This window comes from Rathayibacter sp. AY1B5 (assembly GCF_002932795.1).
Lineage (GTDB): Bacteria > Actinomycetota > Actinomycetes > Actinomycetales > Microbacteriaceae > Rathayibacter.
In genome coordinates this window covers 49018-73620 of the sequence record NZ_PSWM01000006.1, presented here as the reverse complement: position 1 = coordinate 73620, position 24603 = coordinate 49018, and the positions used below count along the sequence as shown (strand labels likewise).

Below are 24603 nucleotides of genomic sequence, written 5' to 3'. Positions count from 1 at the left end.
CTCTCGTTGGTGATGCCGGTCGGTGTCCTCGTGCGCTAGCTGCCCATGAGGAAGCCGACGATCGTGAACGCGGCGGAGACGATGATGACGCCGACGAGGAGTCGGCCGAGCCAGCCGCCGATCTCTCCGCCCTCGCCGCGGCGGGCGGAGACGGTCATGGTGACGCCGAGGATGATCAGGCCGACGACGGCGACGCCGAGGCCGACCCACTTGGCCCAGCCCATAACGGTGGTGAAGGCCTCGAATCCGGGCGGCATGCCCCCGGGGCCCGGGTCGGGGACGACGGCCCCGAAGCTGCCGGCGGCTGTGATCAGGTCGGAGGTGAGGGCGAGTACAGACATGGTGTGCTCCGTTTCGTGTGGTGGTGGTGCGGGGTGTTCGGCGCCGCCGGTTGGGGCGCCGAAAAGGTCCGGCTATCCGGTGGTGAGGGGGCCGTCGGCGTAGGCGACGTCAAAGTGCAGGTGGTTCGGGGTGTCTGTGAACTGGGTGATGTGCTGGTAGCTGGTCGAGCGGCACTGGATCTGCCCGGCACGCGAGCCCGCCGGAACCTGTGGGTCCAGGACGGTGAGGAGCGTGAGCGCGTTCGCGTCGCAGCCGGTCGTGGCCGTGCCGTCGAAGGAGAAGAAATCGACCGCGTTCCCGCCGCCGTTCATCCAGTGAGAAGAGCCGGTGCCGGCGCCCAGGAGGGATCCGGTGCACTGGCGGTTGAGGTCGGAGACGCCCACCTTTCCGAACGTGTTTAGCGCGATGGTGATGATCTGGAGGATCCGCACGTCGATGCCGCAGTTTTCCTTCGCGGTTCCGGCGGCCATGTCGCGGATCTGCTGCGCATACCGGTCCTCGAGCAGTCGCAGGCGCCCCTCTTCCATCGCCGTCACGAGGCCGGCTGCGAGGGCCTGCGCGTCGCCAGATACGGCGACGCATCCACCGATCGGCGCAGCCGTCGCAGGTGCGGTGCTGGCCGGCGTAGACGAAACACCGACCGGTGCAGCGGTCGTCGCAGGTGCGGTCGTGCTGCTGCCGAGGCCGTTGAGGTAGGTCATGATCCCCACGGCGTCAGCGCGGTACTTCTTGTAGTGGTTCGGGTCGGCGTTGCGCTGGACCTTGTTGATCGCGATCGAGGGCTCCATCGACTGCCAACCCTCGACCGCGACGAGGCGGTCGTAGAAGAAGCCCGCCGAGGTCGTCGGGTCCATTCGCTGCTCAACGGTGCCCCAGCTCGACTGCTGCTGGAACAGTCCGATCGAGTCGGCAACTGACCCGTCCGGGTTGATCGCACCGTCCCCGTAGCCGATGTTCACCAGGGATGACTCCCCGATCGCCGTCTGCACGCCCAGTGTCTGCCCGTCCGCGCCGAGCCCCTTCGCCGCTCCTGCGTTCACGATCAGTGCTGCATTCACGAGCTGGTCGTGCCCGTAGGCCCCGACCTTCGCGTCCGCAGGGACAGCGGACACGCTGACCGGTCCCCCGCCCGGCAGGCACGCCGCGGCAGCGGAGCCGCCGAAGAACAGCACCCACAACAGCATCGCGACCGCCACGACGGGCACCATGACCGCTGCAAGCACCCCCAGTCCCCCCTTCTGCATCCCGTTACTCCGAGGTGAGAGGGGTGATCTGCTCGACGGCCCAGGGAGTGCTCTCCGTGGTGCGGTGGACGTACACGGAGTACTCCCCCGCGTCGGTGGGGACGAGGATGCGCATCGTGAACGCGCCGTCACCGTCGCGGACGGTCGCAGCGCCCGCGAGGCTCGTGCAGGGCACGTTTGCCGGGTCGACCGTCTCGTAGGCTAATGCTGCCCGCTGGCTCAAAAACGGGTAGAGCTCGCTGATCCAGGTGTCGTAACCGACCGTTGGACGGCAGAACGCCACCGCCGCTTCCGTCGCAATCGCGACGGCTCTGCTCAGCGGAGACGGTTCTGGGGACGGCTCCGCATCGACCGGCTGTACGTCCTCGGGAGTCGGCGTCGGCGATAAGAGTCGGATGCTGGGGAGTGGTGAGGCGGTCGTCGGTAGCTCGTTCTCATGAGACGCCTCACTCGGCGAGGTCGACGAGCAGCCGCTCACGAGGAGGGAGGCGACGAGGGCGAACAGGACGGTTGAGTACCGAGACGAAGAAGCAGGCACACGATAAAACTACCGATTTCGGTAGCTATTGCAACCCGATTCGGTTACCGAAATGGGCTTATATCATCTTTGGTACATTCCAGGGGTGGCTAGACGACCGGCGCCGGGACCGACCGACTTTTCGCGACGCGTGGTCCGCGCGGTCGAGACGCTCCGCGATCGTGCACGGCTGACCAACACCGAACTCATCCGTGCTGCAGGCATCTCGGCGAACTACTTCTACATCCGTCTGCGCGGCGAAGCGCCGTTCACCACCAACGACATCGAGAAGCTCGCTGGAGCCTTCGGGGTCGAACCGTACGAAGTGCTGCAGCTCGCGTCTTCTCCGAACCCCGAAGACGGTGGCGGAGAGCTCACTGCTGAGCGCATCGACGGCAGGGAGTTCGCTCGACGACTCCGATTCCTCGCCGAAGGGCCGACGAGTGCGGATGCTCAGATCTTCACTCTCGACACCCTCGTTCAGTCCATCCGCGGTCGTGACATCAGCTTCGAGCCGAAGGACTGGGATGAGCTGCTTGAGCTGGAGGGCTCCACGCGGCTGCCGGTCGATCTGCTCGTCGGTCTCAGCGAGTTCTTCGGCGTCAGCTACGAGTACCTGACTGCAAGGCGTGAAGACGAAGCCAGCGAGCTCATCGAAGCGGAGATCCGCTTCCACCGGGCGCTATTGGCTACCGGAGCCACCTCCATCAGTGCTCGAGCGCTGGGGGGCATGAACGCGAAGCAGCTCGCCGCCGTGACCAAGGCGATTCTGTCGATCGAGCGAACTCCGAAGGAGGGCACTACCGAATGAGCACCACCCAGAGCAACGAAGCCCTGTGGTTCGAACACGCCGACGTCGCCGCACGCACGACGCAGACGTTCGAGGAGAACCGGTTCCAGGACGATCAGACCTTGGATGCCCTCCTCAAGCATGTCTCTGACCTGCACGGCAAACCGATCCACGTCGATGCCATCGACGACGATGACTGGCAGACGCTCACAGCTCTCTGGGTCGATTTTCCCGACGAGGCCCAGATTCTCTACCGCTCGACCGATACCCAGCTCTACCAGATGCACTGCATCCTGCACGAACTCGCTCATATCGCCCTCCGCCACCCCGGCTGCAACGTCCTTGGGGACGACTCTTCCGTCGCCTCCTACCGGGGGACGAACGGAGTCGTGCGCGGCCGGCTCCTAGAAGCAGGCGGCTTGGAGGACCTCGAGAACGTTGATGGGGACCGGCGCATCCTCGAAGGCGAAGCAGAGCACCTCGCCCATCTTCTTTCCCGCTCACTCCTGCGTCCTCGTTTCCGGGAGGACGAGGAGGTCTTCGGGTAGATGCAGGCTCTAGCCCTGATCGCTCTTGTGGTCCTCGCCGTCGTCTTCGTCGCCCGGATCCCCGCTGCTGTCTCCCAGCCCTCGAGCCGGTTGTCCTGGCTCGCGAGCGGAGTCGGCTCCCTCGCGCTCCTCACCCGAGTCCACCCCGGATTGGACCGGTTTCTCGGTGGCGAGAACTACATCAACCTCGCCCAGAACGTCCTGGCGACCACCGCGTTCTGGTTGGTCATGAGAGCAGCCCTCCTTCAGTCCCGCAGCACCCCGCGATTCTGGACGAGGAAGCTCATCCTTGCCGCCATGCTCGTGTCCTTCGTCGTGCCGTTCCTGTTCATCACCGACAAGGAACCCACCTCGAAAACTTTCATCACCGAGCACATCTCCCAGACAGGTACCTGGCTTTACGCCAGTATCTACATGACGGCGATCCTCGCCATCTCGACGATGCTCCTGCTTGGTCTCCGTCGCAGAAAAGCGCGCTCCTACGGCTTCTTCGTCGCAGGCAGCAGCCTCGTCATCCTCGCCTGCATCGACGAGATCATCGTCTTGTCCCTCGACCACTTCGAGGTCACCGACCTCGGTTTCCGCGTCCTCCTGCGGAACGCGTTCGACTTCCTGTTTTACTGCGGCGTGATCCTCATCGTCACCGGAATCGCCTCATTCACTCTGCAGAAGGCCATGCGCGAGGCGCGACTCAGTCGGCATGCACGGCGACTTCGCCGCCTCGCCGGCAGACTCGCGGTGATGCCGGCTACGAACGGGTCAAGTCGCGCTCGAGACGAATCATCGATCGCGGTCGTGTACGACCTGGTCATCGCGCTTCGCGACTTCGAGAACGCTCACCGCGGCCGTCTGACACCAGCCGACGCTCGTCACGTCGCAGCGGCGGAGGCCATCGTGATGGAACAGCTCCCCTCCCCCGCGACCACAAGAGCTTGGACTCGATGAGCGCCCGGCAAGTCGGCGTGAGAGCTGTCGCAGGAGTAGCGGGAGCCGCTGTGACTGCCCTCTCCCTGCTGGCAGGCGTCGGTGTCGTCCTGGGGCGGCGAGTCGTGATGCCCGGGCGCAAGAGGACGGTGCAGGTCCTCTCGGCGACCCCGGACAGCCTCACCCTCCACGCCACGCCCGAAACCCTTCACGACGGCGAGTACGGCTTCTGGTTCGACTCCGATCGGGGCCACGCGCTCGTCGGCCGGATCCTGTATCACGACGCGATCGAGCGGACCGTTCGCCGCGAGGTTCTTCAAGTCACCGGCGGCGATCTCTCTACCGCTCACGAAGGCCGATGGACCGGGCACGTCTTCGCGCGTCCTGAGGACATCGACCCGCGCGTGCGCGAGATCCACGTCGACGCGCCAACAGGCCCATGTCCGGCGTGGCTCTTCCCGTCGACCGGCGGCGAGGGCGAAAAAACCTGGGCAATCCACGTGCACGGCATCCGCACCACTCGCATCACCGCGCTGCGCTCAGTCCCGGCAGCACGCAAGCTCGGCTACACGTCGCTCGTTCCTTCGTTCCGAGGTGACGGAGATGGGCCACCAACGAAGAACAGGGCGTCGACTCTCGGTCAAACCGAATGGGATGACGTCGATGCTGCGATCAGCTACGCCGTGGAGCACGGAGCGCACAGCATCGTTCTGTTCGGCTGGTCCCTCGGTGGCGGCATCGCACTTCAACTCACCGAGCGGTCTCAACACCGCCAACTCATCACAGCCCTCGTCCTCATCGCGCCCGCCACCGACTGGCGGCAGGTCATTCGGGCTGGAGCGCGCCGCGCTCATCTGCCATCGGTGGTGGGTGCGCTTGGGACGTTCGCGCTCTCCACTCGCCCCCTCAGCACCCTCGTAGGACTTCCCGGGCCCATCGATTTCGATGCCCTGGACTGGACCCGAGGACCAAGACTCACCGTTCCGACCCTCCTCATCCACTCAGACGGAGATCGGGAGGTGCCTGCCTCGTTGTCACGGGCTTTCGTGAGCGTGAACGTCGAACGGAGCGCGCTAGCCCTGCTCCCGCCCGCTGCGCATGCCTGGGAGTACAACGTCGCGCCGGACGCATTCGACGCCTCGGTTCGCGAGTGGCTGCAGAGTCCTGGCTGACCCTATGGACGGTGTACCTGAATCGGTACGAGAGTGGCGCCTATTTTGGTAGGGTGCCGACATGGTTGTTCGACGGGAGTCTCATGCCTCGGCGGGTGGGGGCCGTCACGGCGTGACCTGGGCTGACGCCCCTGTCCCTCGGCAGCAATCGCGCTTAATCCCGGGATTGATCCGCCCTACGCGCGGCGTGGCGCGCACAATCCCGGGGTTAGATCACCACTCTGGACGCATGGCTCCGATCAAGCAGAAGCGACGCGCGCGCAACGGCGCCGTCACCGTGCCCGTCGAGTTTCAGATGCCTCACGTGCTGAAGGACGACGTCGACGGCGCCGCCAAGGCCTCAGGCGTCTCCCGCTCGCTGTACTTCGAGCTTCTGGCAGATCAGCTCCGCGACTCCACCGGGCGCCTGCCCGTGCTGGCACCGACGTTCGATATCGACCAGGAGGCGCACATCTCCGCCGCTTAAACGAAGGAGGCCCGCCGAAGCGGGCCTCACCAAGTTTCGTAGCTCGTACCCCGACACCGACCAAAGCAACGGGTCCGAGCTAATCAAGTCACCACCCTCACGGGAGGCTTCTCTATGCCCGAAAGATTACACGACGGGCTGAGAGATTCAATGATGGATCTTTCGGCGCGCCGTAGCAGCTCGTCGACGCTCGGCGGCGACGCATGGTCCCTGACGCGTCGGCTGAGCCCGCGCGGCACTGTCCGGACGATGCGCCGCGACGCCTACGGGCGCTTGGACGAGAACGCGTATCCCACGGCGTTCCTGATCTCTCCAGTCGCCCCGAGCACTCCCTGGGCCGTCTACCTTGCGGACGACGCGGGAGCGTTCCGGCTGCTCTGCTTCGACTTCGACGGCAAGGACTCCCACGGCGTCGACGCGGACCTCATGGAGCAGGCCGCGGACGACTGCGACGCTCTCTCCGCCGTTCTGGACGCGCACCAGGTCGCTCATCTCGTGTGCCAGTCCTCCGGGACTGGCGGCCGGCACCTGTGGATCGCACTCGCCGAGGGTGCTCCGGCCGAGCTGGTGGCTCGGCTGGCGATTGCCGCTCGCGCGAACTTCCGCACGCTGGATCACGGGATGCTCTGCAACCCCCGCACCGGCGCCGCTCGACCTCCCCTGTCCCCGCACCGCGACGGCAGCTTCTCGAGCGTTCTCCGCGGCCGCGCAGAGGAGCTGCTGGACGCGACCGTCACCGCGGCCGCCCTCGAGGCCGTGACCGCTGCGCTGCAAGCCTCCCGCCCGCCACGCGCCATCGACGCTGCTCCCCCGGCCGCCCCGACCACCACGCATCGGGCGCACCGCCAGCTCAGCGCTGCCGGCGCCGGGCATATGGCGGCCGCGGGCGGAGGTGCGAACCCGTCGTGGACGGCGTTCATGTGTCTGCTTTCCGCGGCGCACGCCGGCTGGTCCTTGACTGACGTCGAGCACGCCGCTCGGACCGCTCCCGGGATGGAGCACTTCCGGACCAAGAACACCGGCCGCGGCCACCGCCGCCCGCGCTCGCGCGACGAAGCGGCCGAGCGCCTGACGCGGCAGTGGCAGAAGGCACTCCAGTACGCGGCCCTGCACGCCGTTCTCCCGTCCGAGCGCGAGCCGCGCGACCTGGTGGAGCTGGAGAGCATCGTCGGCTCAGTCAGCGCCCTCCTCGAGCGGTTCCGGGTGAGCCCGGGCCGGTGGGGCAGGAGCGAGCGGGCGACGTCGGAGAAGACGATCCTCACCGCCCTGGCCTACCTCACCCTGCACACCGGCAAGCGCACCGTCGCCGCGTCCATCCGCGACCTCGCCCTCCTCGCGGGCCTGGGACGCACCACCGCGGCCAGCGCCCTGCGGACGCTGCGCGAGGACGGCTACGTGCAGCTCGCCGTCCGCGCGGACGGCTCGAACGCCAGCGAATGGCGACTGTCCGAGCACCTTTCCACAGGTTTCTTGCAAGGTCCGGCCACAACTACTAATAACCCCCGCCCCCCCGGGCCGATCTTCACCGAACGAACCATGCTCCTCACCATGCTCGAAGCCGACCTCACCGACACCCGGCACGACCTCTTCACCCGCGCCGGCCTGGGACACCTAGCAGGAAAGGCCTACGCTCTGCTGCGTCGCGAAGGGACCCTCGCCCTCGGCGCCGCCGCCACGTTGCTCGGAGTCACCACCCGCACCGCTGCCACCGCACTCTCCCGCCTGCGCAGACACCGGCTGGTCATTAGGCACACGACGGGGTGGACCCGCGCCAAGCGTGACCTCCGCACTGCCGCAGCTCGAACTCTCGGTGTCGACGGAGCCCTCGCAGATCGAGCCCACCGCTACGACGTCGAGCGCGAGGTCTGGGCCTGGTGGCAAGCCGAGCTGACCCACCGCTCCTCCTCCCCCCGGCAACGCCCTCGACGCCGACACGTCACGAGCCGACCCCTGTTCGAGGACACCACTCCCGGTGAGCGCGTCTGGCCGCTCTACCCCCGCGACGCCGCCGGCCGCGGCGATCACCGAGAAGCGCTGCACTGGGGACGCACCGGCATGCTCGCCCCCGGATCGCTCTGGTGGTCCTCCACCGCTGCCTAGCCCCCGACGCTGACCCTCGAGGTCGACGCGGATCCCCGACGAGCTCGACGCGCCCGAGACGGCTCCGCCGAACGTGCGAACGACTGGCGCACACGAGCGCTGTCGGACCCTCCGACCTACACTCGACTTCCATCGAACATATGTTCGAACGGGTTGGGAGGTACCGAGATGACTGTGACGATCGTGGAGCGGATCTCGACTCCGGCTCTGGACGCCGTGGCGATCGCGTTCCTCGTCGCCGGCGATGCGGTAGCGGCCGGGTTCCCCTCCCCCGCGCAGGACTACTTCGACGGCTCCCTCGACCTCAATGACCACCTGATCCGCGACAAGACCTCCACCTTCATCGTCCGCGTGTCCGGGGAGAGCATGATCGGCGCCGGCATCAGCGACGGCGACGAACTGGTGGTCGACCGCTCCCTCTCCCCCAAGCACGGCAACGTCGTCGTCGCGATCCTCGACGGCGAACTCACCGTCAAGCGCCTCGAACTCTCCCCCGGCGGCGTGATCCTGCGAGCTGAGAACTCCGAGTACCCGCCGATCCTCGTCCCCGAGCTCAGCGACCTCCAGGTGTGGGGCGTCGTGACCGTCTGCCTGCACCACCTCCACCGTGCGCTCTGAGCAGCGCATCGACCTGGTAGACGTCAACAGCTTCTACGTCTCCTGCGAGCGACTGTTCGACCCGAAGCTGCACGGCCGGCCCGGGATCCGCAAGGGACCCGTCTGGGCGATGAAGCGTGGCGCGCGCTCCCCACGCTTCACAACCCACTGGGGCGAACTGGCGACGGCGTTCGCGCACTGACCGCAGCTGCCGGCGCGTGGAAACCTAAACCATTGCGGTGTAAGTCCGAAGTTCGGAAGGTTCAGAATTACAAAGTCTGTAACTTTGTTCACACGCTGCAGCGCCATTGTCTGTAAGTTTCAGAATCACAAACTCTGTAAGTCACTTTGCAAGGGGGAGCCCAATGGCGCCAGCGGAGACGGAAGAGGCCGTGGCTACAGACTTACAGACTTTGTAGTTCTGTAGGGCCAGGCTTACCTGTCGGCCGAAGCTGCTGGTAGCGGCAGGGGGGAGTTCCGCGTGCCACCTGGGCCTGGTGGAACGAATCAGCTCAAGCGTCAGAGGAGACCTGCTGCGTGAGCATCCGTCGATGTGTCAGCCCTGCTCGGAGGGCGACCAGGTGCAACTTGGGTCGTCGGGGTAGCGGTCGACCACGTATTTCGTAAGTTACAGACTTCCGGAGTTGGTGATCTGAAGCCGAACTTTGGTAGTCTGTAATTACGGAAGTGAGAGGAACATTCATGCGCATTGTGTCCCTGGCAAATCAGAAGGGCGGGGTCGGGAAGACGACGAGTCTGATGAACCTTGCGGCCGTCGCCGCCAAGAACGCGCGAGTGCTCGTGGTCGACGTCGACCCCCAACAGTCGACCACCATGTGGGCGGCTCGGGCGGGGGAGCGGCTGCCCTTCGACTTCGCGGAGAACACCGACCCCAACACGCTCACACGCCTGCGGGAGCTGCCGTACGACGTGGTCTTCGTAGATACACCAGGAAACCTGACCGATACGGCGATCCTCGGTGCCGTTCTCGATGTCTCCGACTTCGCGATCGTGCCGATGGTTCCGGAAGCGCTTGCTGTCGATCCGACGCGCAACACGATCAGCAAGCTCATCGAGCCGCGAGATGTTCCGTACCGAGTCCTGCTCGGCAAGGTGGACATGCGTGTACCGAACCTCCTCGAAGACTGGGTCAATCTTGTGGATGTAAGCCTCAAGCTCCCTCGCTTCAAGCAGCACATCCGACAGTACAAATCGATCAGCGATTCGCCGCTCACCGGAGACGTTGTGACCCAGTACCCCGACACCAGGCAAACCGCCAATGCGATCTACGACTACAACGCAGTCGCCCTGGAGCTCACCTCCATTTGGGCGCACTCGACCACGAGGAGCTCCTAATGGCCCGCCAGGACCTCAGCGCAATGCTGTCTACGCCGTCTCAGGCGGATCTGTCTCTCACTCCCCCCGAAGCATCCCCAGAGGTGGTGAAGCCTCTTCGGCCGTCGAAGTCGCCGGGAGTGGAAGACGACGCCTCTGCAACTCGACAGGACCCGGCTGAGGGAGCCGGCTACCGGTCCTTCGCCAGGAAAGAAGCGAAGATCCGAGACGATCAGTACACCGCGCTGACTGCGCACGCGCGTCGACTCACGCGAACCAGGCCCGCCGGGACCGAGCGAATCACGGAAAACACCCTCATCCGAGTAGCGATCGATCTTCTTCTCGAGAGAAGCGATCAGATCGCGGGCGGGTCGGAGGCCGAGATTCGGAAGTCTGTTGGTCTGTAAGTAACAGACTTGGGGGAGACGTCCACGGCCGCCATCCTTGAGCACGCCCTCCGCTCGGGTATTTTCACTGACCGTGACGGTCCTTCGATAGAATGATCTATAGGAGGTGGTTGCTATGTCGATCGCTCAGAGGCCCGATGGGGACACCGTTCGCCGGCTGCGCAGCCGTCAGGTCGTGACGAGAGTGTCGTACCTGCGGGAGCTGCGCCGTGCCGCGCAGGACACCACGCAGAGGCAGCTCGCGCATCTGATCGGTATCTCTCAGCCCTCCGTGAACAGTGCCTTGAAGTCGGCGGCCGCCGTGCCGGACGTGCGCCCCGGCTTCTCCGGCGCCACCACCTATGAAATCGCCCAGCGCTACGACGCCGGCGAGCTCACGCGCGAGCAGACCATCGATGAGCTCGGCCGCTGGTCCTATCGACCCGGCTCGCCCAGCGACGGCTTCGACTGGACGACCGCGGATGCGGGGGAGTTCGAGGACGTCGGGCGCGCGTTCAGCGAGCACCTGATCGACGCGGAGATGTACGACGAGATCCTGACCCGCTACAGCGAGCAAGGTCGGTGACGGGCGAGGACTCGTCAGCGATCGCCGCGCACCGCGAGACGGTGCGCGAGTGGGCTCGGGCCGGTGGCCCGCTGAGCCCTGCCAGCGATCGGGCGACGGTCAATAACCGCGACTGGTTCGTCCGCGAACCTGACGGCGTGGATCGGCCGCGCGCCGCGCGGCGGCAGTTGCACGACCGCCTGGTCGCCGCCTACCGCGACGAGTTCCCCGACGTCCGCGCGGAGCGAAAGGCGATCATCCTCGCTGGCCCGCCCGGGGCCGGGAAGTCGACCGTGCTCGCGGACGTGCTCGGCGCCGACCGCGGCGCGTGGCTCACCGTGGACGCGGACGAGTTCAAGCGCCCTGCTCACCGAGGCGATCAAGGACGGCAGCTACGACCGCGCGATCATGCCGCCCGAGGTCCGCGCCGCTGAGGCGGCGGGGGAGCGGTTCTTCCCGCTCGAGCTGGCCTCCCTCGTGCACGAGGAGTCCTCGCAGCTCGCGATCCGCGTCCCGCAACGAAGCGGTGCGGGACGGGCTGAACGTCGTGATCGACACCGTGCTCTCCTCGCCTGAGAAGGCCGTCGAGCTGGGGCAGCCACTCGGGTCCGTCGGCTACAGCGTCGAGGTCATCGACGTGGAGGTCCCGTTCGAGCTGTCGGAGTCGCGCATCGCCGGCCGCTGGCAGCAGTCCTACGAACGCGCCCTCGACGGCGCCGACGAGCTCGGTGGCCGATGGGTGCCCAGCGAGTACGCCCGCGGCGTCTACGCCGGCCCCGGCGGCCGCTCCCTCCCCGAGGTCGCCGCCGAGCAGCTGGCCGACACCGGACTGACCGTTATGCGCTACCGGCGCTACAGCACCTCCGCCGAAGGGCAGCCGCGCACGCTCGACGTCGATAAGTCGCGCACCGCGTTCGGAGAACCCCTAATCGACACGGCCCTCGCACAAGCACGAGCGACCGTCACCCGCAGCTTCCCCACCACGACGCCGACGCAGGCGCCGGACCGCGGCGACCGAAGCCGTTAGACCCACTGCCGGCGGCGCCCGTCAGCAGCTTGCGCTCTTCCTCTACCCGTTCCGGGGGTCGCTAGATGCGGTACCGGCGAAATCGGGGGAGAGAGGCTAGGCACGCTTGCCCGAGAAGTACCGCCAGGAGATGTGGACGGTCAGGACGAACGAGGCACCCGTCGCGCTCACTTCTGCGGGAGTCGACTCCGTGATCGTTCCCTCGTAGGACTGGCGATTAAACCCCTCAGACAACGGGAGGCCGCTGACCTGGAGGCGGGAGGCGGCTACGAGTGTCCAACGCACGGTCGCCGCTCCCTGAGCACCTCCCCCGGGGAGGTTGCGCCCGCCGCCGCCGGTGAGTTCGCCGCCCTGCATTAGGTCGACCCCGACGAGGGAGTCAACGACCGTTCCTCCCGGGCCGAACATGTCGTTGGTGGCGAGGAACTCATCCACGGCAGCGGCTGCCGCCTGCTGGTCGGTGTCGTTCAGAGCGAACACGATTCCGCCGCCGAAGAGACAGACGGTCGAGAGCTCAGACGCCGATCCGAAGAGCTGGTTCCCTCCTCCCTCTGAGAAGCACCAGTCCTCTGTCGCGCGCGCCACCTCGCGCACACCCGGCGTGATGCTCACTGCCATCGCCTCATCGAACAGCGGACGGGTATCCACTCGCGCTGCGGAGACGACTGACGAGGTCGGTGAAGGGCCGGGGACGTCACCGACGCATCCCGAGAGCAGTGCCACAACGGCCGAGAGTGAGACCAGGCCCGAGAACCGGCGTCGATCCGTGCGACGGAGGGCGCGTCGCGGAGGCATGCGCCCACCGTAGGGCGCTGCTGATCGTTCTTCCGCTACCCGTTCCGGGGGCCGCTAGATGCGGCACCGGCGATGCCGGGGAAGGGAGGCCGCTGCGCGGCCCATTCCCCTGCGTTTTCTTCACCTCTCCGCGGTTTCAACCTATTTCGCTCCAGCGGCTGCGTGCCACCGATCCCGGACGCGCCCTGCGGGCTTATTTCGCCCGTGATCGGCGTCACTCCGCCGCCTCCACTCAAACGGTCTTCCCCGCCGGAGAGGCAAAGAAAAACGATCAGCCAGAGGGAGACACACCATGAGCCAGCAGCGCGGCACCCGTACCGAGGTCATCAAGAGCGAGTACCACGGCCCCGGGGCGGAGGGCATCAGCCGGACCGCTCGTCAGGTGGTCATCGTCGGCGCCGGCGGCAACGACCCGGTGACCGAGCAGACGCCCGCCGTGCGCCTGGTCACCCGCAGCGGTGGTCGCGCGGTGGCCGGGGTGACGTTGCAGCACTTCGAGCCCGTCGCGCCGCTGCCCGCGGATCGCATCGGCTACATGGCCTCCGGGGCCTACGTCGTCGTTCCGGTCGATGTCGCGCGGGCGCTCGACCTGTTCCCGGCCGCCTATGCGCTGCACGACCGCAGCGAGACGCCCGCCGACTACCGCGACAACGACTGACCCCCCCCGAACCGAGAAGGAGAACCGACATGCTCACCATCACCCACACCCCCGAGGCCGGAACGATCATCGAGGGCACCAGCCGCGGCGACGGCACCGCCGAGATCCTGAAGGCGTCCGGCTGGCGCTGGGGCCGCTCCATCGGCGCCTGGTACGTCCCGCAGTCCCGCGATCGCCTGCCGAAGTGGTGGACCATCAACCGCGCCGCGACCGCCCTGCGCGACGCCGGGCACGAGGTCACGATCGAAGCCGAAGAGACGTTCCGCTCAACCGCCGAGGCCGAGGCGGACAAGACCGAGCGCCAGGCCGCCCGCGTCGACGCGCTCGACGCGAAGGCCGACCGGCGCGCCGCGGACGCCGACACCGCCGACGCGGCCGCGCGCCGCGCGTTCGACCGGCTCCCGGAAGGTGGCGAGCCGATCAAGATCGGCCACCACTCCGAGACGCGGCACCGCAACGCGATCGAGAAGGCCCACAACGCGATGGGCCGCAGCGTCGAGGCCGACCGTGAAGCCACCCGCGCCCGAGCCCGCGCCGACGTCGCCGCCGGGACCACCGAATCCCGCTACGCGCCGGGAATGGTCGCCCGCCGGATCGACCGGCTCGATACCGAGATTCGCGGGTGCACGCGGAAGATCGAGGGCAGCTCGCACAACTTCGGTGGCGGTTACATCGAGACGACCGCCCCCGCGACCGGCGCCTACCGGGAGCGGCTGCTCACCCAGCGCGCGCAGCTCGAAGACCAGCGCGACTACTGGAGCGCCGTCCGCGAGGCGCAGGCCGCGGCCGGACAGGTCACGATTCACAGCCGCGACACGATCGCCAAGGGCGACATGATCAAGCACCGCTTCGGCTGGCACGTCGTTACCCGCGTGAACCCCAAGAGCGTGACCGTCGCGCTCGACTGGAACGACGGAACCCGCCCCTACAAAGTCGCCTACGCCGACGTGCAGGGACACCACACCGCCGCCGAGGTCGAGGCAGCCCGAGCCGCCGCTACCGAGACGGCCGCCGCGAGCTGAACGGGCGAGGGCTACCTACCTATATAGGTAGGTAGCCCGTGAGGGGCGGGCCCCTCACGCTCCCCGGGGAGCCCGTTCCGGGAGGCGCGAGCTGCGCTCGTGCAGCGGCGACGGAGCACCGCCTAGAGGTCGCCCGGCTGCGCCGGCCGCCGTTGGTCGCCCTACGGGCTCACACCCTTTTTTGCCGTGAAGCCTTCGGCGGCTCCCTCCGCTTCGCTGCGGTCGTAGCTACCTACGGGCTCCGTTCAAGTGGCTGCGCCACCGGCTCCTCCGAGACTTTCGGCACGCGGTCGCTGCGCTCCCTCACATCGCGCCGAAACTCTCTCCACCGCCGCCCTGCGGGTTGCACTGCGCCCTCCGGTTGCTAAGGCGGAGAACCGCCTTCCTTACCGTTATTTCCGTGGATTCGGGGCAGTTGTAGGCTCCGGAACGCGCCAGGGGTCCTGGGTATGGCTGACCGCCTTCAGCCGCCCGATGGCATGCCGTGATTAGCCGCCCGGGACCCCGCAACGGCAGGACCGCTCATTGAGAAACGCGACCAGATCGCCCCGTAAGGACATGCCGGCACGGTCGTTCACGGCGCACCGCACCCCTCAACGGAAGGACCCTGCGTGCCCCAACTCTGGGCCGGTATCGACGCCGGCAAGACCGAACACCACTGCGTCGTCATCGACGGCAACGGAACCAAGCTGCTCTCGCAGCGCTTCAAGAACCGAGAGTCAGCGATCCTGACCCTGATGGGCGACGTCGCCTCCTTGCCGGGTGGCACCGACGTCGCGTGGGCGACGGACCTCAACCACGGCGGAACGGGGCTGCTGCAGACGCTGCTCAGCTCCCACGCGCAGCCGCTGTTCTACATCTCGGGCCGGGTCGTTCATCACGCCTCGGGCGCCTACCGAGGCGAGGCAAAGACGGACGCGAAGGACGCGGTCATCATCGCCGACCAGGCCCGGACCCGACGAGACGTGACGCTGATGCGGCAGGCCGACGACGTCACCGCGGAGCTGCGCCTGCTCTCAGCCCGGCGCGAGGACCTGGTGCACGACCGCACCCGCGCCGTAAATCGGCTACGCGCCATCCTGGTCCACTACTTCCCGTCACTCGAGGGAGCGTTCAACTACGCGACGACCAGGGGACCTCTGGTGCTGCTCACCCGGTACGCGACGCCGTCCGCGATCAGGCGGACGGGGGAGAGCCGTCTGGCGTCGTGGTTGAAGGGGCAGGGCTGTTGGAAGTCCGCGGCCGTCGCTAAGACGGCGGTGGAAGCCGCGCGCGAGCAGACCTCGGTCGTCGCGGGGGAGGATGCCGCGGCCCGGCTGGTGAGCCGGTCCGCCCGCGATCTGCTCCGCATCCGCGACGAACTCGCCGAGCTCGAGGCCGAGATCGACGCCGTTCTACAGGACAGCAGTTCTGCGGATCTGCTCGTGTCGCTCCCCGGATTCGGGCGCAGGCTCGCCGCGGACTTCCTCGCCGCAACCGGTACTGACCTCGCCGCATTCGAGACGCCCGACCGGCTGGCCAGCTTCGCGGGCCTCGCTCCCGTGCCGCGCGACTCCGGGAAGATCTCCGGCAACCACCACCGGCCACGGCGCTACGACCGGCGGCTGTTGAACGCCTGCTTCCAAGCGGCGTTCATCGCGTCGAGGAACTGCCCGGTCTCTCGCTCGTTTTACGAGCGAAAACGTGGCGAGGGCAAGTCGCACAAGCAGGCACTGATCGCACTCGCCCGACGCCGCATCAACGTCATCTGGGCAATTTTCCGCGACCAGACCAGCTATCACCCCACAGGCGCAGAGCCCGCCGCGTTCGCGTCAGGGACGATCGCAGATGGGTCGGCGGCTCGTGGTCTCGGTGCTGGCGGGAATCCGTGGGAGGGCATCGGCAACCGTCACTCGTGGTGAACCACCTCGCTGCGGGGTAATCCTGGTCAGGGATTCTGCGCGCGATCGACGCGCGCGACAATCGCGCGCAGTGCTTCGACTTCGATGCTGAGGGCGGCGGTGCCCTGAGGAGTGAGAGCGACCCAGTTCTTGGCTCGGCGGCCGTCGTAGCCCCGTCGTGTGGTGATGTGACCGGCCCTGAGTAGGACTTCGAGGTGTCGTCCAAGGTTGCCGTCGGTGAGGTCGAGGGTGGTGCGCAGGAACCGGAAGTCGGCTTCGCCGGCCTCGTGAAGGATGGTCAAAATCGCAAGACGCGTTCGTTGGTGGACGGCATCGTCCAAGGACGCGAACTCGTCGTCGGTCGACTCCTCAGCGCCTGGTGCCACGGGCACGTCCCGTCTCCTGCCGGAAAGCAGTAATACCCAGAACGACGAGGGTGATGCCGGCGATCGTGAGAACGACGCCATCGATTGACAAAGGCGTGGAACCGTAGGAAGCACCCAGGATCAACCCGCTCTCGGGGGCAGCGTCCTGCAAGAAGCTGTTGAAGAGGAAGGGGGAAACTACTGCCACCCCGAGGCCAGCAAGCCACTGGCTGCGATTTTCGAGTCGCCAACCGATCGCGAACAGGAGCACCCCGACAAGAAACGCCGGACCGACGAACTCAACAAGAAAGGCCGGACCGGCGAACATCGTGGGCAGAAACGTCAAGATCGAGATTGCGGCGATGACGGCCGCGATCGGCCCCATGCGCTCGCGCCCCATTCCCACACCTGCGTGAGCAGCAGTAGCCCTCAGCACGATCCAGAGAGCGATGCTCGTGAAGGCAGGAATCAGGAAGCCGACGGTGAACAGCGTCGAACCGGCCAGGGGCAGCAGTCCGGCTGTTACCACTCCGACGCCGGAGACGATCAGCGGAAGTGATGACACGTGCCGCGCGTCTCGGACCCGTTCTTCTAAGGGCGTGCGAGTCAGCGACATGATGCTCCGATCACTCTGTGGTGTAGAGCAACTGTACTCTGCCTTGCAGAGCGGTCGCTAGGACGTCCAGCGTCGGGACCGTTTCGAGCGGCCGCAATTCCGCGCATCAGATCGCGAACAAGCGGACGCCGACCTCAGGCCGGCGCGGTGTCGTGCGCTGCGCGAATTTTTGCCTGGAAGCCTTCGGCAGCGTACGGGCCTCCGGCGTCCACGCAAGCCGCTGCGCGGCCGGCTCCTCCGAGGTTCTCGGCACGCGGTCGCTGCGCTCCCTCCCATCGCGCCGACAACCTCTCCTCCGCCGCCCTCCGGGTTGCGCTCCCACCTCCGACCCTGCTCGGCACTACGTGCCTTCCAGGCAAAAAAACGCTGGGAGAGAAGGAAGAACGATCCGGCCAGACCACCCCCGCTGGCTTGACAAATCTGATTGAGAATCACGGCAAAAAAACGAGGGGGAGGGGCAGGGCAGGACCACCGCCCGGGACCCGACGACGAGAGGACTTCACCATGACCGACACCGCCACCACCGAACCGCAGACACCGACCCTCCCGGAGGCGGTGGCCGAGTTCGTGTCCGTGTTCTCCCACGGGGACACCGCCGACGATCTGGCCGTCCGGATGAGCTGCTGCGAGGTCGACGCGTTGGCCGGACTCCTGCGAGCATTCGGACGAGACGAGGCCGCCGACCTGTGGATCGCGGAGCACGCGACCGACGACGACGAGGGCGACGCGCACACCCCGGAAGGAGCGAAGCGATGACCGAGCAGCCGAAGGCCGACGCCGTGACAATCTATCTCGCGGCTGCGGCCGCCTACGACGAGGCGGTGACCGCGTTCCTCACCGCGGGCGCTACCTACACCGCGGCCCTCGCGAATTTCCGCGTGGCGATGACCGTCTCGCCCACTCTCTCCTGCGAGAAGGTCAACGTGATCGCGCAGATGCTCGACAAGGCCGGTGACCGCGACGCGGCCGGGTGGTGGATCCACGCGCACTGCGCCGAGGAGAAGCGCGAGGAGTTCGAAGCGCACATGGAGTTCTATCTGGAAGATTCCTCATGGCTCTGACCGTCTACTCGAAGCCCTCGTGCGTGCAGTGCACCGCGACCTACCGAGCCCTCGACGCGAAGGGCATCGAGTACACGACTGTCGACGTCACGACGAACCCCGCAGCGCTCGCCTACGTCACGGAGGAGCTGGGCTACTCCGCCGCCCCGGTGGTCGTCGCGAGCGACGAGGACCACTGGTCGGGCTTCCGCCCGGACCTCATCGAGAAGCACGCAGCGTGACCGGCCCGAACGTCGAGAGCGACGAGTACCGGGCAGGGTATCTCGCCGGGCGCGCGGACCGGCAGGGCGAGGTCGACTGGGCGGAGAACGAGGCCGATCGGTACTACCGCCTCGCCTACGGCGACGAGCGGCGTCTCCCGGCCTACGCCGTGACGCGCGCCGAGCTCGAACAGCGCAGGGCGCTGTCCGAGCCGTCCGTCGAGGTCACCCGACGCGACGCTCTCACGTCCTGGGGTATCGAGACCGAAGCACCAGAGCAGAACACCCCAAGCGCATCCCCGTCGACGTCGACGGGACGACCCACGAACCGAACGAGCAGGAGACGACAGATGAGCACCAGGACGATCACCGGCAACCTCGCCGCCGACCCCGAGGCCGTGCAGGCGGGCCGCGTGCAGATCGTGAAGCTGCGCGTCATCGAGAACACCGGCGAATACCGCGCGGGGGAGTGGACCCCGCACGACGCCCCGACCACGCACTACGTGGAAGCGAAGTTCGAACTCGGCGAGCACGTCCTCGCCTCCCTCCACAAGGGAGACGCCGTGATCGTCGTCGGCTACGAGCGCACCGTCGCCTGGGGCGAAGGCGAGAACCGCCGCACCGGCCGCGTCCTCGAAGCCGACGCCATCGGCCCCAACCTCACCCGCGCGACCGCCGTCGTCACCACAACCACCCAACGCGCACCCCGCCGCAGCGCCGCGGAGTAGAGCGCCCGCTCAGTTCTTGACGCGGAGCACGTAGAGGATGACGTGATCCTCCGGGATCGCTGCGCGCACTTCCACGATCGCCGCGGCGCTCGTCGCCGCGCTACTGCGCACCACCGTTGATGCCGATTCCGCGCGCGTCCGGTGTGCCAGCTCCCACATGCCTCCATCGTCCCATCCGGCGCCGACAGCGGCTCTCAGCTCTCGGCGGGGGAGGGCCGGCGGTGCCGTCCCGTGAGGGGCCGGCCCCTCACCCTCCCCGGTGTTCCGCTCGAGGCGCGGGGTGCGCTTCGCGCACATCGCCTGCGGCGACCGGGAGCCGCTGCGCGGCACTGCTTCGAGGTTTTTTGTTCCTCTCCGCGGTACAAACCTATTTCGCTCCGTCGTCTCCGTGCAACCTATTCCGGGCGCGGTCGCAGGCTCCCTTATCTCGCCCGGAATAGGCGTCACTGCGACGCCTCCACTCAAACGGTTCTTCCCGCCGGAGAGGCACAAAAAAACGATCAGACAAGGGAGCGCCACATCATGCAGTCCACGCCGATGACTGTCGATACCGAACTCGACGCCACCACCACGCAGGAGACGCCGGGGAGCCGCGCGGAGGCGCTGCTCGCCACGATCGAGGAGCTGCACCAGCAGGTGTGGGCAGCGGCCCCCGAGCTGCTGATCGAGACGGTGACCGACGACGGCGAGACGTACGAAGCGCTCCGGTGCCCCGTCTGCCAGACGCTCGTGACCGACTCCGGGGAACTCCGCGCGGTGGACGTCTCGACCCGGTGGAACAGCGCGGAGCCGGACGTGGAGAACCGCCAGATGGACGTCACCGCGGGGGATCACGACTACGGCAGCACGCTCTACTACCTCCACTGGACCGGCGAGGCGCACGCTGTAGTCCCGCCCTCCGGTTGGTCCGAGGACTGGTGCCTGTGACCCACACCGGCCGCGCGTGCTGACTTGTAGGCATGTTTACAAGTCAGCATGTCGCGGTCGGGAGGTGGGGGAGGGCCGGCGGTGCCGACCCGTGAGGGGCCGGCCCCTCACCCTCCCCGGTGTTCCGCGGGGCGGGGTGCGCTTCGCGCACATCGCCTGCGGCGACCGGGAGCCGCTGCGCGGCGCTGCTTCGAGGTTTTTTGTTCCTCTCCGCGGTACAAACCTATTTCGCTCCAGCGGCTACGTGCCACCTATTCCGAACGCGGTCGCTGCGCTCCCTTATTTCGTTCGGAATAGGCGTCACTCCGCCGCCTCCACTCAAACGGTTCTTCCCGCCGGAGAGGCACAAAAAAACGATCAGACAAGACGAAAGCCCCGTAGTTGATCTAGAACCACGGGACCCGTCGCGTCGATCCTCGCACAGGGAGAATCGCCATGACCAGCACGACCACCGCCCGCAAGACCGCCGCCAAGAAGCGCGCACCGCGGACCACGCCGGAGGAGCGCCGCGAGCAGGCCGCCGCGCTGCACGAGAGCATCGCCGAGCAGGTCGAGGCGCTGCGCGACTCCGACCAGTGGCGCCGGTTCCTCTCGTTCGCGTCCTCGTTCCACCGCTACAGCCTGGGCAACCTGCTGCTGATCCTCGCTCAGCGCCCCGACGCCTCCGCCGTCGCCGGGTTCCGCGCGTGGCAGGCCAAGGGCCGCCAGGTACGCAAGGGCGAGAAGGCGATCAAGATTTTCGGCTTCGCTCAGCGGAAGATCGCCGCCGACGAGGAGGCCGAGGAGGGCACCACGACCAGCACCGACGAGACGGGGCAGAAGGTCCAGACGTACTACCCGCTCGTGTCCGTGTTCGCGATCGAGCAGACCGACCTGATGGAGGGCGCCGAGGATCCCCGCGACATCGCGCAGTTGCTCACCGGGGAGCACGATCACGGCGTCATTGCGCCGCTGACGGCCTCTCTCGAGGCCGAGGGGTGGACGGTCGAGCGCCGCCCGCTGCCGCAGGGAACGAACGGCTACGCCGCCCCCGAGGAGCGCACGGTCGTCGTGGATTCCAGCCTGTCGCCGGAGCAGGCCGCAAAGACCCTGATCCACGAGGCCGCGCACGTGCTGATGGGTCACGTCGATGACCTGGAGGAGTACGCGCAGCACCGAGGGCTGATGGAGACGGAAGCCGAGTCCGTCGCGTTCGTCGTCGCCGGGCTCGTCGGATTCGACACCAGCGCCTACAGCGTCGGCTACGTCGCGACGTGGAGCGACTGCAAGGCCGACACGATCCGCGAGACGGCCGCGCGGGTACTCACCACCGCGCACCGCATCGCCGCGATCCTCGACGCCGACGACGACGAGAGCGACGACGAGAGCTGAGAGGCGGCGGGCCGGCCTTCGGGCCGGCCCGTGAGGGGCGACCCCCTCACACTCCCCGACATTCCCCGTTCCGGGGAGCGCGAGCTGCACTCGCGCAGCGGTGACGGAGCACCGCCGGTAGGAGGCCGCTACGCGGCCCGTTTCCCCGTTTTCTTCACCTCTCCGCGGTCTCAACCTATTTCGCTCCACCGGCTACGTGCCACCGCTATCGGACGCGCCCTGCGGGCTTATTTCGCCCGATAGCGGCGTCACTGCGCCGCCTCCACTCAAACGGTTCTTCCCGCCGGAGAGGCAAAGAAAAACGATCAGCCAGAGGGAGACACACCATGACTCAGCAGCGCGGCACCCGTACCGAGGTCATCAAGAGCGAGTACCACGGACCCGGGACGGAGGGCATCAGCCGGACCGCCCGTCAGGTGGTCATCGTCGGCGCCGGTGGCCGCGACCCGGTGACCGAGCAGACCCCTGCCGTGCACCTGGTCACCCGCAGCGGAGCGGTCGCCGGGGTGACGCTGCAGCACTTCGAGCCCGTCGAGCCCGTGGGGGAGGGCCGGATCGGCTACATGGCTTCCGGCGCCTACGTCGTCGTTCCGGTCGACGTCGCGCGAGCGCTCGACCTGTTCCCGGCCGCGTACGCGCTGCACGACCGCAGCGAGACGCCCGCCGACTACCGCGACAACGACTGAACCCCCGAGACGAGAAGGAGACAGAGCATGCTCACCATCACCCACACCCCCGAGGCCGGAACCCTCATCGAGGGCACCAGCCGCGGGGACGGCACCGCCGAGATCCTGAAGGCGTCCGGCTGGCGCTGGGGTCGCTCCATCGGCGCCTGGTACGTCCCGCAGTCCCGGGACCGCCTGCCGAAGTGGTGGACCATCAACCGCGCCGCGACCGCCCTGCGCGACGCCGGACACGAGGTCACCATCGAGGCCGAAGAGACGTTCCGCCCGACTGCCGAGGCGGAGGCGGCGACCATCGAGCGTCAGGCGGCCCGCGTCGACGCGCTCGACGCGAAGGCCGACCGGCGAGCAGCGGATGCCGACACCGCCGACGCGGCCGCGCGCCGCGCGTTCGATCGGCTCCCGGAGGGTGGCGAGCCGATCAAGATCGGCCACCACTCCGAGACGCGGCACCGTAACGCGATCGTGAAGGCCCACAACGCGATGGGTCGCAGCGTCGAGGCCGACCGCGAGGCCACCCGCGCCCGCGCCCGCGCCGACGTCGCCGCCCACACCACCGAATCCCGCTACGCGCCGGGAATGGTTGCCCGCCGGATCGACCGGCTCGATACCGACATTCGCGGCTACACGCGGAAGATCGAGGGCAGCTCGCACAACTTCGGCGGCGGCTACATCGAGACGACCGCCCCCGCCACCGGCGACCGACTCGACCGGCTGCACGCCGAGCGCGCGCAGCTCGAAGATCAGCGCGACTACTGGTCGGAGGTCCGCGAGGCGCAGGCCGCCGCCGGACAGGTCACGATCTACAGCCGCGAGACGATCGCCAAGGGCGACGCGATCAAGCACAAGCACGGGTGGAGCGTCGTGACCCGCGGAAACCCCAAGACCGTGACCGTCGCGCTGGACTGGAACGCCGGGACGCGCCCCTACTCCGTCGCCTACGCCGACGTGCAAGGACACCGCACCGCCGCGGAACTCGGCGCGGCCCGCGAGGCTGTCGCGGAGACGGCCGCGGCGAGCTGAGCGGGCGAGGGCCGGCCTCCGGGCCGGCCCGTGAGGGGCGACCCCCTCACACTCCCCGGCATCCCCGTTCCGGGGGCGCGAGCTCCGCCCGCGCAGCGGTGACGGAGCACCGCCGAGGGGAGGCCGCTACGCGGCCCGATTCCCCGTTTTCTTCACCTCTCCGCGGTTCAAACCTATTTCGCTCCACCGGCTCCGCGCCACCCATTCCGGACGCGGTCGCTGCGCTCCCTTATTTCGCCCGGAATGGGCGTCACTCCGCCGCCTCCACTCAAACGGTTCTTCCCGCCGGAGAGGCAAAGAAAAACGATCAGCCAGAGGGAGCACCCACACCATGCAGACCGCCACCGAATTGCAGACCACGGCTAAGACCTATCTCACGCTCGCGAACACCCGCGCGGTGAGCATCCGCGTCGTGGGCACCGACCCCAGGACGACGCCCTCCGTGCTCGTCACCCGCCGCAAGTCCGGTGTCTGGGAGGCGTGGCACTCCGACGAGCTGCACGGCATCACCAGCGGCTCGTTCCGCCACTGCGTCACCCACGCTCGCCGCGCAGCGATCCGCCGCGTCGCCCCGTTCATGAGCCGCTGAGAGGACCACACCATGACCCCCACCGACACCGGCCGCGCCACGGCCGAACAGCTCGCCCTCATCCTCGACACCCGCCGCGCCGAGTCCGACGACGACGCGACCGCCGCGGACGCCGAGATCCTCGCGCACATCCGCAACACGCTCACCCTGCCCGGAGAAGGGGCCCCCGGCGGATTCCCGGTCACCGACGACGGCACCGCCTACGCCGCCGCGCTGATCGCGTTCCTCACCCCCGCCGAGAAGCAGGACACCGGCGCGGCCCTGGCCGCTTTCCTCACCCCGACCCCGGAGACGCTGGACGAGCGCGCGGCACGCATCGAGTCGAACCGGCGGGTGGATGAGGGGTGGCAGGCGCTCTCCCCGGCGGAGCAGGCCGCGCAGATCGCGGCCGTCGAGCGGACGGAGAACCCCGGCGGGCCGTGCGACTGCGCCAACTGCTACGAGCCCGCCGACCGGTAGCCGCGCGGTGCGGGCCGGCCTTCCGGGCCGGCCCGTGAGGGGCGACCCCCTCACACTCCCCGGCATCCCCGTTCCGGGGGCGCGAGCTCCGCCCGCGCAGCGGTGACGGAGCACCGCCGAAGGGAAGCCGCTACGCGGCCCGTTTCCCCGTTTTCTTCACCTCTCCGCGGTTTCAATCTATCTCGCTCCGTCTGCTACGTGCCGAGCATTTCG

At 67.7% G+C, this 24603-nt stretch carries 32 protein-coding genes; 26 read left to right on the top strand and 6 right to left on the bottom strand.

The annotated features are described in order from the left end of the window. Window positions 1-35: 35 nt before the first annotated feature. The 3 genes from C5D44_RS05960 to C5D44_RS17940 form a co-directional block, all read right to left on the bottom strand. The gene (locus C5D44_RS05960; protein ID WP_056045694.1) at window positions 36-341 is read right to left on the bottom strand and encodes a hypothetical protein; all 306 of its coding nucleotides are present in this window, start codon (window positions 339-341) and stop codon (window positions 36-38) included. A gap of 72 nt (window positions 342-413) precedes the next feature. After that, window positions 414-1586 (bottom strand): hypothetical protein, encoded by a 1173-nt coding sequence (locus C5D44_RS05955; protein ID WP_104281107.1) that lies wholly within the window; start codon window positions 1584-1586, stop codon window positions 414-416. Between the two features lie 4 nt (window positions 1587-1590). Continuing rightward, window positions 1591-1761 carry a hypothetical protein gene (locus tag C5D44_RS17940; protein ID WP_181069243.1) on the bottom strand — a complete coding sequence of 57 codons (171 nt, stop codon included), beginning with the start codon at window positions 1759-1761 and terminating at the stop codon, window positions 1591-1593. 448 nt (window positions 1762-2209) lie between these two features. Here C5D44_RS17940 and C5D44_RS05945 point away from each other — a divergent pair, with 448 nt between their 5' ends. The 13 genes from C5D44_RS05945 to C5D44_RS18410 all read left to right on the top strand — a co-directional run bounded on the left by C5D44_RS05945 (window position 2210) and on the right by C5D44_RS18410 (window position 12013). Next, entirely contained in the window at window positions 2210-2914 is a 705-nt protein-coding gene (locus C5D44_RS05945) for a helix-turn-helix transcriptional regulator (RefSeq protein WP_146082460.1), read from the top strand. Further along, the gene (locus C5D44_RS05940) at window positions 2911-3441 is read left to right on the top strand and encodes a hypothetical protein (protein ID WP_104281105.1); all 531 of its coding nucleotides are present in this window, start codon (window positions 2911-2913) and stop codon (window positions 3439-3441) included. The genes C5D44_RS05945 and C5D44_RS05940 overlap by 4 nt, the downstream gene beginning before the upstream one ends. Window positions 3442-3468: 27 nt before the next feature. After that, on the top strand, window positions 3469-4386 hold the full coding sequence (locus tag C5D44_RS05935) for a hypothetical protein (protein ID WP_146084918.1): 918 nt from the start codon (window positions 3469-3471) through the stop codon (window positions 4384-4386). 50 nt (window positions 4387-4436) lie between these two features. Further along, a complete protein-coding gene (locus C5D44_RS05930; RefSeq protein WP_181069245.1) occupies window positions 4437-5537 on the top strand; it encodes a S9 family peptidase in 1101 nt (366 codons plus the stop codon). 229 nt (window positions 5538-5766) lie between these two features. Beyond that, window positions 5767-6003 (top strand): hypothetical protein, encoded by a 237-nt coding sequence (locus C5D44_RS05925; protein WP_056045669.1) that lies wholly within the window; start codon window positions 5767-5769, stop codon window positions 6001-6003. A gap of 249 nt (window positions 6004-6252) precedes the next feature. Continuing rightward, window positions 6253-8103, top strand: a complete 1851-nt coding sequence (locus tag C5D44_RS05920) for a hypothetical protein (protein ID WP_146084917.1) — start codon at window positions 6253-6255, stop codon at window positions 8101-8103. Window positions 8104-8271: 168 nt separating this feature from the next. Next, entirely contained in the window at window positions 8272-8721 is a 450-nt protein-coding gene (locus tag C5D44_RS05915; RefSeq protein ID WP_104281101.1) for a LexA family transcriptional regulator, read from the top strand. Further along, window positions 8711-8902, top strand: coding sequence for a DUF4113 domain-containing protein (locus tag C5D44_RS18420; RefSeq protein ID WP_258065701.1), 192 nt, complete (start codon window positions 8711-8713; stop codon window positions 8900-8902). The genes C5D44_RS05915 and C5D44_RS18420 overlap by 11 nt, the downstream gene beginning before the upstream one ends. Window positions 8903-9402: 500 nt before the next feature. Beyond that, a complete protein-coding gene (locus C5D44_RS05905) occupies window positions 9403-10056 on the top strand; it encodes a ParA family protein (RefSeq protein WP_056045660.1) in 654 nt (217 codons plus the stop codon). Then, window positions 10056-10442, top strand: coding sequence for a hypothetical protein (locus C5D44_RS18285; protein WP_219813913.1), 387 nt, complete (start codon window positions 10056-10058; stop codon window positions 10440-10442). Before C5D44_RS05905 ends, C5D44_RS18285 begins: the two co-directional genes overlap by 1 nt. Before the next feature lie 115 nt (window positions 10443-10557). Next, entirely contained in the window at window positions 10558-11007 is a 450-nt protein-coding gene (locus C5D44_RS05895) for a hypothetical protein (RefSeq protein ID WP_104281100.1), read from the top strand. Further along, window positions 11004-11420 carry a zeta toxin family protein gene (locus tag C5D44_RS18415; protein WP_258065702.1) on the top strand — a complete coding sequence of 139 codons (417 nt, stop codon included), beginning with the start codon at window positions 11004-11006 and terminating at the stop codon, window positions 11418-11420. The genes C5D44_RS05895 and C5D44_RS18415 overlap by 4 nt, the downstream gene beginning before the upstream one ends. A 92-nt stretch (window positions 11421-11512) precedes the next feature. After that, window positions 11513-12013 carry a zeta toxin family protein gene (locus C5D44_RS18410; protein WP_258065703.1) on the top strand — a complete coding sequence of 167 codons (501 nt, stop codon included), beginning with the start codon at window positions 11513-11515 and terminating at the stop codon, window positions 12011-12013. A gap of 96 nt (window positions 12014-12109) precedes the next feature. Here the strand turns inward: C5D44_RS18410 and C5D44_RS05885 are convergent, their stop codons facing one another. Beyond that, window positions 12110-12631 carry a hypothetical protein gene (locus tag C5D44_RS05885; protein ID WP_104281099.1) on the bottom strand — a complete coding sequence of 174 codons (522 nt, stop codon included), beginning with the start codon at window positions 12629-12631 and terminating at the stop codon, window positions 12110-12112. A gap of 469 nt (window positions 12632-13100) precedes the next feature. Between C5D44_RS05885 and C5D44_RS05880 the strand changes: the two genes are divergently transcribed. From C5D44_RS05880 to C5D44_RS05870, 3 genes are all read left to right on the top strand, one after another. Next, window positions 13101-13466 (top strand): hypothetical protein, encoded by a 366-nt coding sequence (locus C5D44_RS05880; protein WP_104281098.1) that lies wholly within the window; start codon window positions 13101-13103, stop codon window positions 13464-13466. A gap of 29 nt (window positions 13467-13495) precedes the next feature. Next, the gene (locus C5D44_RS05875) at window positions 13496-14488 is read left to right on the top strand and encodes a DUF3560 domain-containing protein (RefSeq protein WP_104281097.1); all 993 of its coding nucleotides are present in this window, start codon (window positions 13496-13498) and stop codon (window positions 14486-14488) included. Between the two features lie 611 nt (window positions 14489-15099). Then, window positions 15100-16389, top strand: a complete 1290-nt coding sequence (locus C5D44_RS05870; protein WP_258059506.1) for an IS110 family transposase — start codon at window positions 15100-15102, stop codon at window positions 16387-16389. Window positions 16390-16415: 26 nt separating this feature from the next. Here the strand turns inward: C5D44_RS05870 and C5D44_RS05865 are convergent, their stop codons facing one another. Together C5D44_RS05865 and C5D44_RS17650 are read right to left on the bottom strand one after the other, a co-directional pair. Continuing rightward, on the bottom strand, window positions 16416-16709 hold the full coding sequence (locus C5D44_RS05865) for a transcriptional regulator (protein ID WP_258062327.1): 294 nt from the start codon (window positions 16707-16709) through the stop codon (window positions 16416-16418). A gap of 28 nt (window positions 16710-16737) precedes the next feature. After that, a complete protein-coding gene (locus tag C5D44_RS17650) occupies window positions 16738-17349 on the bottom strand; it encodes a hypothetical protein (protein ID WP_146078846.1) in 612 nt (203 codons plus the stop codon). Between the two features lie 504 nt (window positions 17350-17853). Between C5D44_RS17650 and C5D44_RS05860 the strand changes: the two genes are divergently transcribed. The 10 genes from C5D44_RS05860 to C5D44_RS05815 all read left to right on the top strand — a co-directional run bounded on the left by C5D44_RS05860 (window position 17854) and on the right by C5D44_RS05815 (window position 24390). Beyond that, the gene (locus tag C5D44_RS05860) at window positions 17854-18105 is read left to right on the top strand and encodes a hypothetical protein (RefSeq protein ID WP_104224211.1); all 252 of its coding nucleotides are present in this window, start codon (window positions 17854-17856) and stop codon (window positions 18103-18105) included. Beyond that, on the top strand, window positions 18102-18410 hold the full coding sequence (locus tag C5D44_RS05855; RefSeq protein WP_104224210.1) for a hypothetical protein: 309 nt from the start codon (window positions 18102-18104) through the stop codon (window positions 18408-18410). Before C5D44_RS05860 ends, C5D44_RS05855 begins: the two co-directional genes overlap by 4 nt. Further along, window positions 18401-18631, top strand: coding sequence for a glutaredoxin-like protein NrdH (nrdH, locus tag C5D44_RS05850; RefSeq protein ID WP_104224209.1), 231 nt, complete (start codon window positions 18401-18403; stop codon window positions 18629-18631). The genes C5D44_RS05855 and nrdH overlap by 10 nt, the downstream gene beginning before the upstream one ends. After that, complete coding sequence (locus C5D44_RS05845) at window positions 18628-19338, top strand: single-stranded DNA-binding protein (protein ID WP_104227118.1); 711 nt, start codon at window positions 18628-18630, stop codon at window positions 19336-19338. The genes nrdH and C5D44_RS05845 overlap by 4 nt, the downstream gene beginning before the upstream one ends. A gap of 537 nt (window positions 19339-19875) precedes the next feature. Beyond that, on the top strand, window positions 19876-20265 hold the full coding sequence (locus C5D44_RS05840; RefSeq protein ID WP_146078845.1) for a hypothetical protein: 390 nt from the start codon (window positions 19876-19878) through the stop codon (window positions 20263-20265). A gap of 435 nt (window positions 20266-20700) precedes the next feature. Further along, window positions 20701-21636 (top strand): ArdC-like ssDNA-binding domain-containing protein, encoded by a 936-nt coding sequence (locus C5D44_RS05835; protein WP_104227119.1) that lies wholly within the window; start codon window positions 20701-20703, stop codon window positions 21634-21636. Between the two features lie 326 nt (window positions 21637-21962). After that, entirely contained in the window at window positions 21963-22322 is a 360-nt protein-coding gene (locus C5D44_RS05830; protein ID WP_104227120.1) for a hypothetical protein, read from the top strand. Between the two features lie 27 nt (window positions 22323-22349). Further along, a complete protein-coding gene (locus tag C5D44_RS05825; RefSeq protein WP_104227121.1) occupies window positions 22350-23342 on the top strand; it encodes a DUF3560 domain-containing protein in 993 nt (330 codons plus the stop codon). 331 nt (window positions 23343-23673) lie between these two features. Then, window positions 23674-23931 carry a hypothetical protein gene (locus C5D44_RS05820; RefSeq protein WP_104227122.1) on the top strand — a complete coding sequence of 86 codons (258 nt, stop codon included), beginning with the start codon at window positions 23674-23676 and terminating at the stop codon, window positions 23929-23931. A 12-nt stretch (window positions 23932-23943) separates the two neighbouring features. Then, a complete protein-coding gene (locus C5D44_RS05815; protein WP_104227123.1) occupies window positions 23944-24390 on the top strand; it encodes a hypothetical protein in 447 nt (148 codons plus the stop codon). The last annotated feature ends 213 nt before the right edge of the window (window positions 24391-24603 follow it).

Coding starts and splice junctions, on each gene's coding strand:
- nrdH (WP_104224209.1), top strand. CDS start 18,401: ATGGCTCTGACCGTCTACTCGAAGCCCTCGTGCGTGCAGTGCACCGCG.
- C5D44_RS05895 (WP_104281100.1), top strand. CDS start 10,558: ATGTCGATCGCTCAGAGGCCCGATGGGGACACCGTTCGCCGGCTGCGC.
- C5D44_RS05905 (WP_056045660.1), top strand. CDS start 9,403: ATGCGCATTGTGTCCCTGGCAAATCAGAAGGGCGGGGTCGGGAAGACG.
- C5D44_RS05940 (WP_104281105.1), top strand. CDS start 2,911: ATGAGCACCACCCAGAGCAACGAAGCCCTGTGGTTCGAACACGCCGAC.
- C5D44_RS05915 (WP_104281101.1), top strand. CDS start 8,272: ATGACTGTGACGATCGTGGAGCGGATCTCGACTCCGGCTCTGGACGCC.
- C5D44_RS05885 (WP_104281099.1), bottom strand. CDS start 12,631: ATGGCAGTGAGCATCACGCCGGGTGTGCGCGAGGTGGCGCGCGCGACA.
- C5D44_RS05920 (WP_146084917.1), top strand. CDS start 6,253: ATGCGCCGCGACGCCTACGGGCGCTTGGACGAGAACGCGTATCCCACG.
- C5D44_RS05840 (WP_146078845.1), top strand. CDS start 19,876: ATGACTGTCGATACCGAACTCGACGCCACCACCACGCAGGAGACGCCG.
- C5D44_RS05830 (WP_104227120.1), top strand. CDS start 21,963: ATGACTCAGCAGCGCGGCACCCGTACCGAGGTCATCAAGAGCGAGTAC.
- C5D44_RS05835 (WP_104227119.1), top strand. CDS start 20,701: ATGACCAGCACGACCACCGCCCGCAAGACCGCCGCCAAGAAGCGCGCA.
- C5D44_RS05925 (WP_056045669.1), top strand. CDS start 5,767: ATGGCTCCGATCAAGCAGAAGCGACGCGCGCGCAACGGCGCCGTCACC.
- C5D44_RS05960 (WP_056045694.1), bottom strand. CDS start 341: ATGTCTGTACTCGCCCTCACCTCCGACCTGATCACAGCCGCCGGCAGC.
- C5D44_RS05955 (WP_104281107.1), bottom strand. CDS start 1,586: ATGCAGAAGGGGGGACTGGGGGTGCTTGCAGCGGTCATGGTGCCCGTC.
- C5D44_RS05875 (WP_104281097.1), top strand. CDS start 13,496: ATGCTCACCATCACCCACACCCCCGAGGCCGGAACGATCATCGAGGGC.
- C5D44_RS05820 (WP_104227122.1), top strand. CDS start 23,674: ATGCAGACCGCCACCGAATTGCAGACCACGGCTAAGACCTATCTCACG.
- C5D44_RS05815 (WP_104227123.1), top strand. CDS start 23,944: ATGACCCCCACCGACACCGGCCGCGCCACGGCCGAACAGCTCGCCCTC.
- C5D44_RS05825 (WP_104227121.1), top strand. CDS start 22,350: ATGCTCACCATCACCCACACCCCCGAGGCCGGAACCCTCATCGAGGGC.
- C5D44_RS05855 (WP_104224210.1), top strand. CDS start 18,102: ATGACCGAGCAGCCGAAGGCCGACGCCGTGACAATCTATCTCGCGGCT.
- C5D44_RS18285 (WP_219813913.1), top strand. CDS start 10,056: ATGGCCCGCCAGGACCTCAGCGCAATGCTGTCTACGCCGTCTCAGGCG.
- C5D44_RS05880 (WP_104281098.1), top strand. CDS start 13,101: ATGAGCCAGCAGCGCGGCACCCGTACCGAGGTCATCAAGAGCGAGTAC.
- C5D44_RS17650 (WP_146078846.1), bottom strand. CDS start 17,349: ATGTCGCTGACTCGCACGCCCTTAGAAGAACGGGTCCGAGACGCGCGG.
- C5D44_RS05860 (WP_104224211.1), top strand. CDS start 17,854: ATGACCGACACCGCCACCACCGAACCGCAGACACCGACCCTCCCGGAG.